A 15,895-nucleotide genomic window follows, 5' to 3' on the forward strand; every position below is an offset into this window, starting at 1 on the left:
AAGCATCAAACAGCATACTCACCACAAGCGGCCTGATGGGTTGCTTGTGGTGGTATCGGAGAGATGGTATCTACAGGTAAAGCCAAACCTAGTGACACGCCGCCTGCGCCTGTATAATCCCGCCCCTGTCATTCTTGCGGCGCACGTCGCGCTGCCCTTATCTTCATACGGAATCACACCATGGGTTTTAACTGCGGCATCGTCGGCCTACCCAACGTCGGCAAATCCACCCTGTTTAATGCGCTGACCAACGCCGGTATCGGCGCCGAAAACTTCCCTTTCTGCACCATCGAGCCCAACGCGGGGGTTGTGGCCGTACCCGATCCGCGCCAGGACAAACTGGCCGAAATCGTCAAACCCGAACGGGTCGTCGCCACCACCATGGAGTTCGTAGATATCGCCGGTCTGGTGGCGGGCGCCTCCAAAGGTGAAGGCCTGGGCAATAAATTTCTCGCCAACATTCGCGAAACTGACGCTATCGCCCACGTCGTACGCTGCTTTGACGACGACAATGTTATCCACGTCGCCAACGGCGTGAATCCGGCGGCGGATATCGAGGTGATCAACACCGAACTGGCTCTGGCCGACCTGGAAGCGGTAGACAAAGCCCTTAACCGCTACGCCAAAGCCGCCAAAGGCCAGGACAAGCACGCCATGGCCATGAAAGCCGTGCTGGAAAAAATCCAGCCACACCTCAACGAAGCCAAGCCGCTGCGCTCGTTTGACCTGGATAAAGAAGAACTGGCGCTGCTGAAAGAAATCAACCTGCTCACCCTGAAACCCACCATGTACATCGCCAACGTGGCGGAAGACGGGTTTGAAAACAACCCGCACCTGGACCTGGTGCGCAAGATCGCCGCCGAAGAAAAAGCCGTTGTCGTCCCCATCTGCAACAAACTGGAAGCCGACATCGCCGAACTGGAGGGTGAAGACAAAGCCGAGTTCCTCGCCGAGATGGGCATGGAAGAACCCGGCCTCAACCGCGTAATTCGCGCCGGTTATCAGTTACTGGGTTTACAAACTTACTTCACAGCAGGTGTTAAAGAAGTACGCGCCTGGACCATCCCCATCGGCGCTACCGCACCGCAAGCCGCCGGTGTCATCCACACCGATTTTGAAAAAGGCTTTATCCGCGCCGAAACCATTTCCTACAACGATTTTGTGGAATACAAAGGCGAACAGGGCGCAAAAAATGCCGGTAAGGCTCGCAAGGAAGGTAAGGATTATATTGTGCAGGATGGGGATGTTATGCACTTTTTGTTTAATGTGTAATGTAGAAAAATCTTTTCTCAACTCCCTAAGATGTTAAATCACGGGGAATTTAATTAAGCCACTGACATCAGTGGCTTTTTTATTTCATCGCATCGAGTAACACCCTCGCAAGCTCAGTTTGTAATTGCTCCATGGTTGTCAGTTGTTTTTGATTTGCGCATTGATAGAGTGTTTCCAGCATTTGATATTCACTACGTGCCTCGTCGTTGAGGCAAAAATCCTGAAATGCTGCTGGTGCGAGCTGGTGTGTAAGCAATATCGCGGTGGCTTGCACAAGGGACTGCCTGTCTCCCCAATGAATAAATGCCGCCAACCGGTCTTTAATTACATCCTCTACCCGCAGTATCGGAATGCTACCGTGGGCCATTTGTGCCACGGTAGTTGTTCGAATTAATTCATTTCCCACTGAGAGTGGCCCCGGAGGAAACTCAACGGTAATGTCGGTGGTGGCATTTACGTAAACACGGCCCTGCTTGCTGAACCCCAGCTCGGCCATAGCCTTGTGCAGTGTTTGGGGTCGCTGGTAATTGGTGTTTACCATATCGATGTCTTTGGTTAGGTAGAGGTTGTGGGTATAAATCTCTACCGCCAAACCACCCACTAACACTACATCGATGCCCTGTTGCTGAAGATGCTCGGCCACAATGGCAGCCAATTCGGTTATAGAAATATCGCTAAAATCTATCACTTCTTTGTTCCGCTATTTATAGCGTTGTCGTGAACTGGTAGCAGCGGTTTACCTGCTTGACGAGGCCGGGTGCGCTGCACCAGCAGAGCGTTAATAATTTTCGCCGGATAGGCTTGGGCAGCAGACTTCAGCAAAGCTTTAAGCGGCTCCAGAAATGGATAGCGCGGATTAAGCTCATAGTTTCGTACTTTGCCAATCAGATGACTGACGATCACACCATCCTCTTCCAGTCGAGCCAACTGCTTCTGTATCGGGTTTTGCGGTACGGCATAAAACTCGGCAATACTCGCACCGTAACCCGGGCCGCATAGCAACAGATAAAGTAGAATCTTTTCCTGGCTTTCGGCTCGTAGAACTCCTTTAAGTACAAACATAAAAGCGCCCCAATTAACCAAACAGGGTTTAATATAAACCATTATTTGGTTAATGAATACCACTAGTTGTTTGACTCCACCCCCTGGGCAGATGAGGCTTAACGCTTAAAAAGTGTGATTACGGCCGATGCACTACACTCTCGAAAATAGCATCATCTTGCCCACTCCCACTACTTCGCCACCAGCCTCTGCACGTAATGATTGTCCCCCGAGGCCGTCAATAACAGATACTCCTGCGCGCGCGTCATCGCAACATATAGCAGGCGCGCCTCTTCCGGCATGGTTTCCTGCGCGCTTTTTAATCCCCCCAACCCTGCTACGATCACGCGTGGAAACTCCAGACCTTTACTGCTTTGACGTGTCACCAGCAACACCTTGTCCGCAACAGGATCGTATTGGCGACGATTCTTTGCATCGCCCATCCACACATTCGGAATAGCGTGTTGGTTTAGTTCATGCATCAGCGCTTCACCGAAACGGTGATAACAATAAATGACCGCCATCTCTGACCAGGCTACGCCAGCGTCATGCCATTTTTGTAAACACGAGCGAATAAACGCTAACTCCTGTGCGCGATTAGGCAACAAACGAAATACCGGAATCTGACCTGACTTTCCGCCAATTTCCGGTTTAACCAGCGGTACCGAATCTTCATCGGCCTCTTTTTCTTGTAGAAACTCTTTGGCGAAGTCGAAGGCGAAATGCAAAATTTCACGGGTGTTGCGGTAATTCAGTTTGAGAATACTGGTGCGTCCACGGGCCTGGATGCCGACACTGGACAAGGTAAAGTTCAAGCTGGATTTTTTCTTATAAATGGATTGTGCATCATCGTAGAGCAACAGTAGCGAATTGGTTTCCGGGTCGATCATCTGCACAATCAGCTTCAACCATTCCGCTTCAAAATCGTGACCTTCGTCGATCAACACCGCGCCATACTGCGCGTGCGGAATAAGCCCCTGCTCTACGCCCTGAATAACACTTAATACCTGCCGCTCCCAGACCGGCGCATCACCTGCTACCAAATCCATGTTGTAGCTGCGCAACTGTTGGCCGCACCAATCGTGAAAGTGGTATACCTGCACCTGTTGCTCAATACCTTTTTCACGAATAAATGCGCGCAACTTGGCTGCCAGAGATATGTTGTAGCACAGCACAAGAATCGGTTTGGATTGGGTTTGCGCGAGATACCAACAACGAAAACCGAGAATCAATGTTTTGCCGGAACCGGCCACGCCATGTACCACGCGATGCCCTTCACCAAAACTGCGCGCCAACTGCTCCTGCTGCATGTCCATGACTTTGATAATGTCGGGTACATCAACCGGCTGTGCATCGCCATCGGCAGGCTCTGCAAACAAATCGCCAGCCACACCGCCGATGCGAATTTCGGGAAATAAATGCGCACGAATTCGATCAATCTGCGGCAGGCTTAATTTTTGCGGAAACTGGTAATTAAACATCGCCCACAAACGCTGCTGGAATTCTTCCTGCTCAACCTTCTCCAGCATTTCGTCCTGGCAAATCACAAGGTGAGCCGGCAACACCGACTCGCCCTCCTCACCCAACGCACTTTGCAATTGCTTGCGCGAGATGTTGGTAAACACCACACCATACCCATAAGGGCACACCAATCCTCCCCGATGCTTGCCCTCAGGTTGCGCCAAGGCTTTATCGCGTTTCAGCTTATTCACAACCTGATAAGCGCACTGGCGCGCTTGCTCAATAGGATTGGGTTTATTCACCACACCATGGGCAGTCAGCAGTGTAAATGTCTGGTGATTCATGGATTGAATCGTCGACAACTTCCAATCCTTCACCTCCAAAAACAACAGGCCACGGCCAGGATGAAGAATAATAAAATCCGGATAACGCCGCGCAACCCCCACTGGCACATCAAACCAACAGAGGTAGTCGTCCTCCAGAAATTTCTCCAACCGCTGACCAAACCGGCGCTCACCGGTAGTCATTTTGGTGGAGCTGGAATTAATGTTGGGGAGGATTGTAGCCATGTTTTAGTCCAGACGAATTACTTTCCATTTGCCACCCTTTTTCGGGCCTCATAGGTCAAGCGGTTTTGGGTCTTGAGCTTGGCAACGGCGCGTTCAACAGCGCTCATAGAGCGTCCAATAGTCGCAGCCACATCAGCCAAACTCAGCTCCGCATGTGTACTTAATAAAGCCAAGATCTGATCTTCAGTTTTTACCCGCGTTTTTGAGGTTTGTGCAGCGTGTTGTTGGGTAATAGCCTCCTCCACTTGTTGAGGCTGCCATTGCTCCAGCTTTTCATAAGCCGCAAACGCATTGCGGACTTCCTGATCTCGCGCGGTAACCCCAATACTGCCTTTCCCTCCAATACCGCTGTCACTTGTTCCAGGCTCAATGTGTTTTGCTCAACAGCAAGTGATGCCTGACTCGTCCTGATTCGATTACCACGCCGCAACTCAGGTACCAGATCTCCGTGATTCACCGCTTTCCATGCACCAATCAATTCAGAAATTTCCGCCACCCGTTTAGTCATGGTGTGAGTAAGCTGAAATGAGGGCTCGTAGGTCATAAATATGCCAATTTATTTCTGTTTGGATTAAGAAAATTTAACTCGCAAAGCATGCCGATTTAGCGCCTAAAGAGCGCGAGCGATCCAATACTGGTTAGCAGACTCGGCGATATACCATTCCCGAGCCACTGAATTTTCTAAATGTATTAAAGTGCGATAGTGAGTCCAATTCAATTCGGGACGCAGTGCGTCGCATTTTTGAAAGGAGGGATAAAACTGGCGCAGGCCATGTAGGTTCGTAACGTCGAAACCTCTACCAAATTCGCGCTGTAGTCGGCTGGAGAGCTGTCGGAGTTGTTGTTTGCCGTATTCGGCGCGCTTCTGACCTTGTTGCTCTTGTTCCCCAATCAATCGGCCAATATGCCAGCAAGCTTGCACCATTTGAGGTTGACCACCCGCTTAACCTGACCACGCGCTTGCTCAATAATCGCAGCAATAGCGCTATAGGGACTATCAGATATGGGCGGCTTATCGGCCATATGAAGATTTACTTTTAATAAGCCGCTTACCTGTCACGCCAGCTAACCTATTGAGCTTGTTGCTATCTGTCTGCTCCATGGTTCATCCATTTAGGTATATCCGTAGATGATAGTAACCGTTTTGCGAGCTGGCGCAAGTATCTGAGCATTACAACTCTCCGCACAATGTGTAATCACAACAGATCACAACCAGCGCCTTGGCTATACTGCGGGTAACTTCATTCCCCCACGGAGCAGGATATGATTTCCAAATGGCGCTGGATCATTGTGCAGTTCAGCCGCAAGTTATGGGTACGTGCGCTGCTTTTTGCCATCCTGGCCGTTATCACTGCGCTGGCGGCGATCTTTCTTAAACATCTGATTCCTGATGATCTGTCGACCAAGATCGGGGCGGATGCGGTCGACAATATCCTGAATATCCTGGCGTCCAGTATGCTGGCGGTCACCACCTTTTCCCTTAGCGTGATGGTCGCGGCCTATACCGCCGCTACCAGCAGTGTTTCGCCGCGCGCGACCCGCCTGCTGATGGAGGACACCACGACACAGAATGTGTTGGGCACTTTTGTCGGTTCCTTTCTATTCAGTCTCGTGGGAATTACTGCGCTGAGCACCGGTGTGTACGGCAACGAAGGCCGGGTGATTTTGTTTGTGGTGACGCTTGCCGTTATTGCTTTAATTGTCGCTACTGTGTTGCTGTGGATTGAACACTTGTCGCATCTGGGACGCGTTGGTGAAACCAGTGAGCGGGTTGAGGAAGCAACGTTGAAAGCGGTACAGCAGCGCATTCAATACCCTTGGCTCGGCGCTGCGCCACTGGCAGACGCGGAACAAATACCCGCCGATGCACTGCCCTTGTATACAGAAAAAATAGGTTACATCCAGCATATTGATGTGGCTGCTATTTCCCAGTGGGCAGAAAAAGCGAAGGCCAGGGTTTACATCACCAGTTTACCCGGCGCTTTTGTTCACCCTAAACGGGTGCTGGCCCGGGTGGCAGGTATACACGAACTCGATCAGGAAAAACTGCAATCCGCATTCTCTATTGCCAACGAACGCTCTTTTGATCAAGACCCGCGTTTTGGATTATCAGTATTAAGCGAAATTGCTTCACGCGCCTTATCGCCAGCGGTTAATGATCCGGGTACGGCGATTGAAATTATCGGGCGGGGCCTGCGTATTTTGTGTCATTGGAAAGAGCCGAACATGGGGGACAGCGAATGCCACATTGAGTATCCGCAGGTATTTGTGCCGCCATTAAAGCTTGAAGAATTTTTTGATGATTTTTTTACGCCCATTGCACGCGACGGGGTAAACATGCTGGAAGTGCAGATCCGTTTGCACAAGGCATTGGATGCGCTCGCGCAATTAGGCGCGCCCTTCCAGCAGATTGCTCGACGTCATGCCCAGCAAGCGCTGCAACGAACCAATACGGTTATGGAATTTGATGGGGACAAACAGCTATTACAGAAACTGGTTGAGAATCTGACGCAGCCGTCAGATTCTCGTGCGCATTGATAAGAGCAGGATTAATTATTCTTCCTTGGCCTTATCGCCACCCAAGCGGTCACGCAAACTGTCTTTCAACCGATCTTTAGCGTTGTCTTTTACGCTGGCGAGTTTCGCATTGAGCATATTATCAATGCTGCCTTGCAGTGCATCTGCTTCGCCGTCCTGCTGATTCAGCATCGCCAGCCATTCGGATTGCGCACCCAGTTCTTCCTGCAGCTTGCTGTCCAGTTGGTTGCGCAATGTGGTTTCGAGTTCGGCGATTTTTGCTTTGGCCTCGCCCAATAGTGCATCACCGAGCAAACGATCCAGAGGTGAACGCACACTGACTTGCGGATCGCTTAGTAAACCTGTCGCGCCCAAGGTCAAGGGAATTTGCGCTTGCTGATTCAATAAGCCTGCAAGTTGCTGAATATATTTATTGCCGCTGCTACTGAATTCTGGCTGCTGCAGCACGACCTGCGCCTGCTGCTCAATTTGATTATCCACCAACTTCAATGAGCCGGTTGAGTTGAGCAAACTTGCTGCGAGGTTGAGTGCATTATCCCCCCCACCGATCTCCATGCTGTCGAGCGCAAAGCCATCCATATCCCACTTCATGTTGGTGACCATGTGTTCGCGAATGGCAAAATCACCATTCAATGCAAACGCGGCCAATTTCGGCAGGCCTTGCACATCCAGGTTAAAGCGTGTGGGGTTATTGATGATGTTGTGTTGCGCGGTAATATCCTGCGCACTGATGGTCGCTTCACCGCCGCCAATCAGCCAGTTAATGCGTGCATTCCGCACCAGAAAATCCGGGTAAGGCTGGCTGGGTAAAGGCAAAATGCGATTGGGCAAGGTGGGTTCCGGTTCGGCCTCAGCAGCATCACCTTTGCCAAAATCTTCAGGAATGTAGGGCTTTACCAAGCGATAAATACTTTCCAATTGCGCGATTCGATCCCCCCACACATCGCCCAGTAAAATCTGGCTGATCGGGGCCAAACCACCTTCACCAATATTGGCTAATTGTTGCAGCTGTTGCCAATCCGCCGCACTGGCATCGCGCAATGCGGTGACGGCATTTTCCAGTTGATCGCGGCTTTCGGTTAATTGTTGCTTCACCTGCCGAACTTTATCGCGTTCGGCCTTTAAAGTGTCTTGCAGTTTTTTCAGTTGCTCGGTTTTGGCGGCGAGGTCTGCTGCATTTTCAATTTTACTGTCGGTGAGCGCTTTGATGTCGGCCTGGATTTTTTCCAGATTGTCTTTATTCGGCAATTGCGACTTCAGCGATTCCAGCTGCTTTTTCTGCGTGCTGGCCTGTTCCTGTAACGCCTCACCCTTGGCTTCGGTTTGCAGGTTCGCGCGTGCCATTAATTCATCGGCACCGGGCAAATCCAGCTGCAGGACTTCTGCCAGATCAACGCGTTCGCTCTCTTCAGCCAATTCACCGCGATACACTTTTCCCGGTGAACGGCGCTCAGTGCCGTAAGCCAAACCGTCAATTGATAAATCATTCACCACGTAATAACCCAGCAAGGCTGGCCAGACTTCCAGCGCGGCATTGGCTTTCGCGAAACTGATAGTGTTGTGGGTGGGCTTGTCTTTGTTGGTGATTTGCAAATCGTCAATCGTGAGCGCCAAGGGTGACAGGCTCAGTGACACATCATCGATATTGACTTCTGCGCCCACCGCTTTTTCCAGCGTGTACACCATACCAATGCGAATAGCCGTACCAGCGAAGACATAGACCAGCAATAAAACCGTCGCCAGCAGTGCAAGAAAAACTAACCATCCCGATTTCCGGATCATCGGCGGCTCCTTAATGTAATTTCTGATACAGCTGAACTAATTTGGTCGCATTGAGCATTTGCACAATCCGTAATTTTTGCAATTTGCTCATCACCCGTAATCGGTACTGGGCCACCAGCAACGAACCAAGCCAGGCTATCGGCAAGAGTAAGAGTAATCCCAGCACAAACGCACCCAGCACCAGGGTGTGATGCAAATGCAATAGCTGCAATGTTTCTGTGGAGGCTAACAACTGCAATAAACCAGGCTGCTGTGCGTATTGCCAGGTCAGGGCTTCCAGTGCGCCACCGAAGATAAACATCAAGCCACTGCACAAGCCCCACATCAACAAAAAGGTGGAAAGGTTGATGGTAAACAGGCACACAATCAGCAGGATCAATAACGTGAGAAAGCCGAAGGGTAACATGCCGGCCAGCAGGCCGAGGCCGATGGCCCAACCGATCTGCCAGGGCGAGGCTTCCGAGTTCAGCACTTTGAGGATTTTAGCTATCAGGGTCAGCATAAGGTCTCACTCCAGTGAAGTCATGTCCTAACTATTTTTCACTCACCACATCAATAAACACATCAAAATACGTGGGGAATGTTTTTGCCGTACACTTGGGATCATTGATACGCACCGGCACACCGCCAAAGGTTGCCAATGAAAAACACATGGCCATGCGATGGTCGTCATAGGTATCGATCGCTGCGTTGGGAATAAGTTTTTCGACCGGCGTCACACGCAGCCAATCCTCTCCCTCTTCCACCTTCGCACCCAGCTTACGCAATTCGGTTGCCATCGCGGCGATACGATCCGTTTCCTTGACGCGCCAGCTGGCGATATTGGTAAGGCGCGACGGGCCGTCGCAGAAGAGTGCGACCACTGCCAGCGTCATGGCCGCATCGGGAATATGATTGAAGTCGCGGTCAAATGCTTTTAACGGCAACGCCGGTGCTGATGCTTCAATCCAGTTCTCGCCTTTGGTGATGTTTACACCAATCGCTGCCAGTGCATCTGCAAAGGCGACATCGCCCTGGATACTGTTCTGACCCACGCCCTGTACGCGCACAGGACCGCGACCCAGCGCGCCCGCTGCCAGGAAATAGGACGCGGAGGACGCATCACCTTCAACAAACATCGTACCCGGCGAGGTGTAGCCATTCGCCGCTGGTACAGTGAAACGCTCCCAGCCATCGCGCTTTACCACCACACCGAATTGCGCCATCAGCTTCAGGGTAATTTCAATATAGGGTTTGGAGATTAATTCACTGACCAGTTCGATACGGGTTTCCTTGCCAGTCATGGGCAGTGCCATCAGCAACGCCGTCAGGAATTGGCTGGACACGTCACCGCGAATCTTGATAGTGCCTTGGGCGGCGATCTCGGCAGGCTTGATCAACAGGGGCGGAAAACCCTCTTGCACGAGGTAAGTAATATCCGCGCCGATCTGACGCAAGGCATCCACCAGGTCGCCGATGGGCCGCTCGTGCATACGCGGCACGCCGTGCAGCTTGTAAGTCCCGCCACTTAATGCCAGCGCCGCCGTCAGCGGGCGAAACGCCGTGCCCGCATTGCCGAGGAACAGATCGGCTTCTTTATTAGGAAAACCGCCGCTGCCTTCCACGCGGTAGTCATGCTCGCCGATCTGGGTCACACCCACACCGAGGCTACGCAAGGCTTCCAGCATCCGGTCGGTATCATCCGACTTCAACAGGTCGCGAATCTCGGTCGTGCCCTGCGCCAGAGCGGCCAGCAGCAAGGTGCGGTTGGAGATACTTTTGGAGCCAGGGAGCTGTACAACGCCCTGCGCGCGGGTAGCGGGTTGCAGATCGAGGAATTCCATTGTGAACCTTTCTTTTGGTGTTTTGTGTCTTGTGACCTTTGGGCAATCACTCGGGATGTCGGGCATCCGGCGGCAATTAGCATGAAAATGAAGTGTGCATGATAACTGGCCCAGCGACGGATGGCATTAACCAGCGAATCGGTTACGGCTTTTTATGACAAACAACGATTCGTCTCTATCCTTTTGACTCCCTCGACGGATGCTCCCAAATGTTCTAACCAACCCGATTGACGCCCCCACAACCCTCTGCACTATACTGTATATAAATACAGTTATCTTGTGCCCGTTATGCATAACACCGCCCCCGACAAACCAGCCACCGCTTCGCTTGAGCAGTTATTGCTCAGGGATGATATGTGGCTGGGCCACTCCCAGCGCTTTACCGGCAGGACGGCGCTGGCCACTGGCCATGCGCTGCTGGATGAGCGGTTATTGCATCAGGGGTGGCCGTTAGGGACGTTGATCGAAGTGTGCCAGCAGGGCATGCAGGGTGAGTGGCTGTTGCTTACCCCGGCGCTGTTACAGGTAACCGGGCTGATTGTGTTGCTTAACCCGCCAGCCATTCCCTTTGCGCAAACGTTTATCCAGGCCGGTTTTGATCTTGATCGTTTGTTGGTGGTCGATGCGGCGGAGAAAAAACATTTTATTGGCTGCTTTACCGAACTGGCGCGCGCCAGCGTCGGCGCGGTGCTCGCCTGGCAACCGCGGGAGAACATCAGTTATACCGAATTGCGCAAATGTTTACTCTCGGCCTCTGACGGTACCGGCTTGTGTGTGATGTTTCGCCCGTCTGCGGCGCAGCAACAAAGTTCGCCGGCCCGTTTACGTTTATTTGCCCGTTTGCTGGCTGATGGGCTGGAAATTACGTTGTTCAAACAAACGGGCTATCTGCAAAAACAACAGCCGCACCCGGTGTTATTGCCACTGCCGGATGACTGGAAACCGGCGCAAGCTTACGCGGCTCTGGATGAAAAAACAGTGGCGACGCCGCACGACGCGGCTCCTCAACGGCTTGCCAGCGTAACGCCATTACGAGGCCAGTAATGCGCTCAACGTCTACACATTTATGGCTGGCTATTCGGCTGCCGGATCTGCCTTTAACGGCAATTAAACCCGATGTAATGACAACACCGGTCGTGATTGCCGATAAAAAGCGCGTGGTGTTTGCCAATCAATCGGCGCAGCACGCCGGGGTGCAACTGGACATGGATATCACCACTGCGCAATTGCTCAGCGGCTGCGAGATCCTTGAGCGACATCCCGCACAAGAGCAACAGGCGCTGCACCAATTATCCGAACAGCTCTATCACTTTACGCCCTATATTGATCGCTATTGCAGCCCCACCAGAGCGCAGTCCGGTTTATTGCTGGAGATCTCCAGTTGCCTGCAATTATTTTCCGGTGTTGCGGGCATTGTGCACCGGATTACCGAATGCCTGAATCAAACGCCCCATGAATTTTTATTTGGGCTGGCGCATTCGGCCAAAGCGGCCTGGCTACTTTCCTTTGCCGAACATGTCATTACCGGAGAGGAAACCAGACCGGAATTTCTCCAGCGACTGAATGCGTTGCCGACAGATGTTTTATTTGATTTTCCCGCCGCACAAGCCTCGTTAACCCGCATGGGGTTTTTCACCCTGGGTGATATTGCCCGGCAAATTACGCACAAATCCCTGCGCAGTTTCAAGAAACGCCTTGGACAAGAGTTTGCCGATACGCTGGCCGAGTTGTTTGATATTGATCAGGATTTTTCACAAAGCGCTTTGTTTGATAAACCCAGAGATATTTATCGGCCCGATGAATGGTTCGAAGAAGCCATTCATTTTGAATACCCGATTACCCTTGTGGATCAGCTAAAACCGGCATTTGAAAATTTATTAAATTCGCTGGGCACTTACTTGCGTAAGCGGCAACAGCAATGTCACGTCATTGAATGGCATATGACGGATATCTATCGACGCCAAGCACATATGACGGTGAGCAGTGATTTACCGCAAAGCCAATGGCAATTGCTCTATGACCTCACGCTTATCCAGTTTGAAAACAAAGAGTTGCCATTTGAGGTGGATGCAATCAGGTTGCTTTGCCAAGATACGCTGCCAATGCAAAACCGCAACCAGATACTCGACCTGGATCAAAGCCGTCGTCGCAAGGCCTCATCCTCAGATTTTGCTGTCACTATCGCCAAGCTGAAAGCGCGGTTAGGTAATGGGGCAGTTTATAAGCTCAGTTACTACGATAGCCGCGTACCGGAACTTACCCAGGTTTTCCTCGCGCTTGCAGAAAAATCCTGCCAGGCATTGCCCGACATGTATAAGCACAGCTTACGCCCAAGTTGGTTACTCAAAAACCCGGAGCTAATTGAAGAGCGCCGCCAGCGGCTGTATTGGCAGGGTTACCTGGCGCCTTTGGTGGGGCCGGAACGGATCATCGGTGATTGGTGGCGTGAACCTGTGGCACGGGATTACTATCTGGCGAAACGTCAGGACAATGTCTCGCTGTGGATTTTTTTCAACCTCTACGATAAGCAATGGTATGTGCAGGGAGTGTTTAGCTGATGCGCTACGCTCACTTACACACCATCACCAACTTTACGTTTTTAACGGGTGCATCGCATCCCGATGAATACGTTTATCGCGCACACGAATTAGGTTATGACGCGCTGGCCATCACCGACGAATGCTCACTAGCTGGCATCGTAAAGGCTTATGTGGCCGCAGAACAATTGAGCATAAAGCTGATTATTGGCAGCCGTTTTACGCTATCCAACGGCATGCGATTAATTGCCATTGCACCCTCAAAAATGGCTTATGCAGAGTTGTCCGGTTTTATTACGCTGGCACGCCGGCGCGCGGAAAAAGGCGCATACGAAGCCCATTTTGAAGACCTGCGTTTTCGCTTGCGCCATTGCCTGGTGATTTGGTTAGCGGATATCAACGAAACTATCGCGGATACAACGGCAACGGAATTAGGTAACGCCTTTAAAAATCGATTATGGATTGGCATTAACCACCAATTTTATGGCGGCGAACAACGGGATTTTGAACGCTGGCATCAGCTCAGTCTGAACAAGCATATTCCTTTGGTGGCTTGCGGCACGGCATTGATGCACAGCAATGAACGCAAACCGTTACAAGATGTGGTAACAGCCATTCGTCACAACACGCCCGTGCAGGAAATGGGTACCCGGTTGGAACTGAATGGCGAGGCTTATTTAAAATCATTTCACCAGCTGGCGAGGTTGTATCCCGCCGCATTACTGAATGAGACCTGTGTGATTGCAGACCGCTGCAATTTCTCCATGGACGAATTGCGCTATCAATATCCGCGCGAGTTAGTACCCGACAACTGTTCACCTATCCAATATTTACGTCATCTGGTCAATGAAGGAAAACAAAAACGCTGGCCCGATGGCGCGCCGGATTCCGCAGAAAAATTACTGGATAATGAATTGGAGACCATTGAACATCTTCAGTATGAATATTATTTCTTAACCGTGCATGACATTGTCCGGTTTGCGCGCGAACAGCGCATCCTTTGCCAGGGTAGAGGATCGGCAGCCAATTCTGTGGTGTGCTACTGCCTCTTTATTACTGAGATTGAGCCTGGACAAATCAATGTATTGTTTGAGCGGTTTATTTCACGCGAACGTGACGAGCCGCCGGATATTGATGTGGACTTTGAACATCAACGGCGCGAGGAAGTTATTCAATATATTTATCAAAAATATGGCCGCGAACGCGCCGCCATTGCCGCCACGGTAATTACCTATCGCAGCCGTAGCGCGGTGCGTGATGTTGGCAAGGCGTTAGGAATGGATGAAACATTGATTGATCATCTGGCAAAAAATATTGCCTGGTGGGATAAAAGTACAGACCTGCAAAAGCAGGTGGAATCTATCAGCACCGAGGTCAACCACACGTTATTGATGCACTTCTTTAACCTCGTGCAACAAATACGCGGCTTCCCCCGGCACCTGAGCCAGCATGTCGGCGGCTTTGTGATCTCCGAAACCAAAATCAGCGACCTGGTGCCACTGGAAAATGCGAGCATGCCGGACAGGACGATTATTCAATGGGACAAGGAAGATCTCGAAGCCATGCGTTTACTGAAAGTGGATGTCCTGGCGCTGGGTATGCTCAGCGGACGACACAAGAGTTGTCCAAAACGACACATAAGCTGTCCAAAAACGACACATGAGTTGTCCAAGCGACCGTATATTTTTCAATGGGTTACGAATTTTTATGACGCTAGGACAGGAATCTGTCGTCGTGGACTCCCCATGGTTGCGATGGGAGGCCTGAAGTAGTTGTCGCACTTTTCACGCTTGTGGAAGCGGAGCAGGATACTAAAAGGGTACGACACGGACGGATTGGTGCAGGCGGTGCGAAAGACCATAGCACTGTTGAATGTCTGTCAGTTGCCGTCCATCACTACTGCTGGCCTCTCCATCGAATGAATCAGCAAGCGGTAGGTCCCTACCAATCTGATGCGCTACGAGAGCCCGTAAGGCACGGATTTTAGAGCGCATGAAAGCTCTCGAGTTTGCTAAGAAACTGTTCTTTGCAAGAGCCGCGGGCGGATATGAAATGAAAACTCTGCATTCGACTTCCGGCAAAAAGACGGAACCCCTGTTGGTAAAAACTTCCGATACGAATTGTCTTGCCTTTATCGAAACTCTCGACTAACGACCCTCGTAGAAAATACCTACATCACATAATCGGATGTATTAAATTCGGAACGAGAATTTCTAGTTGAATTCCTGATAAAAGTTACCAGTTCAGCTTGCGCGTACATCGGACAGTCATTCTGTTTATTTAAAAATGGAATATCACTTCGCTTTTTTCGTTGCAAGACTATATGCGATATCAATAAGCGGGAGAATATTATCGAAACTCTCCTTGCTAGGCGACAAAATGCAAACCCAACCCATCCACGCGTAGACAGGATGAGGAAAAAGCCTATTCAGTTCGGTAAAGTCATAATCTAACTCCACAATTTTTCCTTTTGCAGGACGAGCCGGCTTTTCACCGAACAGTGAAACATACTTATCCTTGCCAACCCCTATGCTAACGCGGAAAACGTTTGGCCTGTTCAAGTTAGACGATGAATCGTTTTCTCCATCCTTTTCTTTAATGGTAGTGAAATAAACACCGTTAGGTAATCTGTTTCCAGGGTTGTAGAAAAATGACGTCTCCCCCCATGTTTCCCTTACCACTATGTCTTTATATCGTGATTTTATTTCGTAAATAATTTCTTCAACTTTCATTCGTAATTCACTTTAATATGCGGGTAAAACGCACATTTCAATAACTCATGTGCGTACTATTGCAGGTGCTTTATCGCTTTGATCGAATACATCTATTAAAGCGAACGATCCCGCTTTAATAGATGTAGATTTTTATCAAC

General features: G+C 50.6%; 13 protein-coding genes and 1 pseudogene. 5 read left to right on the plus strand and 9 right to left on the minus strand.

Features of this window, described 5'->3' with window-relative positions:
- The first annotated feature begins 180 nt into the window (after positions 1–180).
- Positions 181–1,272 carry a redox-regulated ATPase YchF gene (ychF, locus tag ACSV5M_RS04735; RefSeq protein WP_439174446.1) on the plus strand — a complete coding sequence of 364 codons (1,092 nt, stop codon included), beginning with the start codon at positions 181–183 and terminating at the stop codon, positions 1,270–1,272.
- Between the two features lie 79 nt (positions 1,273–1,351).
- On the opposite strand, the gene ACSV5M_RS04740 is transcribed toward ychF, so the two are convergent.
- The 5 genes from ACSV5M_RS04740 to ACSV5M_RS04760 all read right to left on the minus strand — a co-directional run bounded on the left by ACSV5M_RS04740 (position 1,352) and on the right by ACSV5M_RS04760 (position 5,268).
- Positions 1,352–1,960 carry a nucleotidyltransferase gene (locus ACSV5M_RS04740; RefSeq protein WP_439174447.1) on the minus strand — a complete coding sequence of 203 codons (609 nt, stop codon included), beginning with the start codon at positions 1,958–1,960 and terminating at the stop codon, positions 1,352–1,354.
- Positions 1,957–2,334 carry a winged helix-turn-helix domain-containing protein gene (locus tag ACSV5M_RS04745; protein ID WP_439174448.1) on the minus strand — a complete coding sequence of 126 codons (378 nt, stop codon included), beginning with the start codon at positions 2,332–2,334 and terminating at the stop codon, positions 1,957–1,959. The genes ACSV5M_RS04740 and ACSV5M_RS04745 overlap by 4 nt, the downstream gene beginning before the upstream one ends.
- A gap of 170 nt (positions 2,335–2,504) precedes the next feature.
- Positions 2,505–4,343 (minus strand): 3'-5' exonuclease, encoded by a 1,839-nt coding sequence (locus tag ACSV5M_RS04750; protein WP_439174449.1) that lies wholly within the window; start codon positions 4,341–4,343, stop codon positions 2,505–2,507.
- A 190-nt stretch (positions 4,344–4,533) separates the two neighbouring features.
- Entirely contained in the window at positions 4,534–4,851 is a 318-nt protein-coding gene (locus ACSV5M_RS04755; protein WP_439174450.1) for a hypothetical protein, read from the minus strand.
- Between the two features lie 102 nt (positions 4,852–4,953).
- The gene (locus ACSV5M_RS04760; protein WP_439174451.1) at positions 4,954–5,268 is read right to left on the minus strand and encodes a DUF1016 N-terminal domain-containing protein; all 315 of its coding nucleotides are present in this window, start codon (positions 5,266–5,268) and stop codon (positions 4,954–4,956) included.
- Between the two features lie 338 nt (positions 5,269–5,606).
- Here ACSV5M_RS04760 and ACSV5M_RS04765 point away from each other — a divergent pair, with 338 nt between their 5' ends.
- Complete coding sequence (locus ACSV5M_RS04765; protein WP_439174452.1) at positions 5,607–6,881, plus strand: DUF2254 domain-containing protein; 1,275 nt, start codon at positions 5,607–5,609, stop codon at positions 6,879–6,881.
- 15 nt (positions 6,882–6,896) lie between these two features.
- Here ACSV5M_RS04765 and ACSV5M_RS04770 read toward each other — a convergent pair whose 3' ends face one another.
- Genes ACSV5M_RS04770 through aroA form a run of 3 tightly spaced genes read right to left on the minus strand, consistent with a single transcriptional unit; the run spans position 6,897 to position 10,486 of the window.
- Entirely contained in the window at positions 6,897–8,663 is a 1,767-nt protein-coding gene (locus tag ACSV5M_RS04770) for a TIGR03545 family protein (protein WP_439174453.1), read from the minus strand.
- 10 nt (positions 8,664–8,673) lie between these two features.
- Positions 8,674–9,165, minus strand: a complete 492-nt coding sequence (locus ACSV5M_RS04775) for a TIGR03546 family protein (RefSeq protein ID WP_439174454.1) — start codon at positions 9,163–9,165, stop codon at positions 8,674–8,676.
- Positions 9,166–9,196: 31 nt separating this feature from the next.
- Positions 9,197–10,486, minus strand: coding sequence for a 3-phosphoshikimate 1-carboxyvinyltransferase (gene aroA / locus ACSV5M_RS04780; protein WP_439174455.1), 1,290 nt, complete (start codon positions 10,484–10,486; stop codon positions 9,197–9,199).
- Between the two features lie 288 nt (positions 10,487–10,774).
- Here aroA and ACSV5M_RS04785 point away from each other — a divergent pair, with 288 nt between their 5' ends.
- From ACSV5M_RS04785 to ACSV5M_RS04795, 3 genes and pseudogenes are all read left to right on the plus strand, one after another.
- Positions 10,775–11,530: a translesion DNA synthesis-associated protein ImuA gene (locus ACSV5M_RS04785; protein ID WP_439174456.1), complete on the plus strand. Its 756-nt coding sequence runs from the start codon at positions 10,775–10,777 to the stop codon at positions 11,528–11,530.
- Positions 11,530–13,044, plus strand: a complete 1,515-nt coding sequence (locus ACSV5M_RS04790) for a Y-family DNA polymerase (RefSeq protein ID WP_439174457.1) — start codon at positions 11,530–11,532, stop codon at positions 13,042–13,044. The genes ACSV5M_RS04785 and ACSV5M_RS04790 overlap by 1 nt, the downstream gene beginning before the upstream one ends.
- Positions 13,044–14,645: pseudogene (locus ACSV5M_RS04795) on the plus strand (PHP domain-containing protein); the annotation flags it as partial. The gene ACSV5M_RS04790 and the pseudogene ACSV5M_RS04795, both read left to right, overlap by 1 nt.
- Positions 14,646–15,317: 672 nt before the next feature.
- Here ACSV5M_RS04795 and ACSV5M_RS04800 read toward each other — a convergent pair.
- Positions 15,318–15,755, minus strand: a complete 438-nt coding sequence (locus tag ACSV5M_RS04800) for a DUF6194 family protein (RefSeq protein WP_439174458.1) — start codon at positions 15,753–15,755, stop codon at positions 15,318–15,320.
- Positions 15,756–15,895: the final 140 nt, after the last annotated feature.

Source organism: Cellvibrio sp. ARAG 10.3 (assembly GCF_051846955.1).
Classification (GTDB): domain Bacteria; phylum Pseudomonadota; class Gammaproteobacteria; order Pseudomonadales; family Cellvibrionaceae; genus Cellvibrio.

What these genes read in the sequence shown, in the direction of transcription:
- ychF (WP_439174446.1), top strand. Translation starts at nt 181, where the DNA reads ATGGGTTTTAACTGCGGCATCGTCGGCCTACCCAACGTCGGCAAATCC.
- ACSV5M_RS04745 (WP_439174448.1), bottom strand. Translation starts at nt 2,334, where the DNA reads ATGTTTGTACTTAAAGGAGTTCTACGAGCCGAAAGCCAGGAAAAGATT.
- ACSV5M_RS04750 (WP_439174449.1), bottom strand. Translation starts at nt 4,343, where the DNA reads ATGGCTACAATCCTCCCCAACATTAATTCCAGCTCCACCAAAATGACT.
- ACSV5M_RS04755 (WP_439174450.1), bottom strand. Translation starts at nt 4,851, where the DNA reads ATGACTAAACGGGTGGCGGAAATTTCTGAATTGATTGGTGCATGGAAA.
- ACSV5M_RS04760 (WP_439174451.1), bottom strand. Translation starts at nt 5,268, where the DNA reads ATGGTGCAAGCTTGCTGGCATATTGGCCGATTGATTGGGGAACAAGAG.
- ACSV5M_RS04765 (WP_439174452.1), top strand. Translation starts at nt 5,607, where the DNA reads ATGATTTCCAAATGGCGCTGGATCATTGTGCAGTTCAGCCGCAAGTTA.
- ACSV5M_RS04770 (WP_439174453.1), bottom strand. Translation starts at nt 8,663, where the DNA reads ATGATCCGGAAATCGGGATGGTTAGTTTTTCTTGCACTGCTGGCGACG.
- ACSV5M_RS04775 (WP_439174454.1), bottom strand. Translation starts at nt 9,165, where the DNA reads ATGCTGACCCTGATAGCTAAAATCCTCAAAGTGCTGAACTCGGAAGCC.
- aroA (WP_439174455.1), bottom strand. Translation starts at nt 10,486, where the DNA reads ATGGAATTCCTCGATCTGCAACCCGCTACCCGCGCGCAGGGCGTTGTA.
- ACSV5M_RS04785 (WP_439174456.1), top strand. Translation starts at nt 10,775, where the DNA reads ATGCATAACACCGCCCCCGACAAACCAGCCACCGCTTCGCTTGAGCAG.
- ACSV5M_RS04790 (WP_439174457.1), top strand. Translation starts at nt 11,530, where the DNA reads ATGCGCTCAACGTCTACACATTTATGGCTGGCTATTCGGCTGCCGGAT.
- ACSV5M_RS04800 (WP_439174458.1), bottom strand. Translation starts at nt 15,755, where the DNA reads ATGAAAGTTGAAGAAATTATTTACGAAATAAAATCACGATATAAAGAC.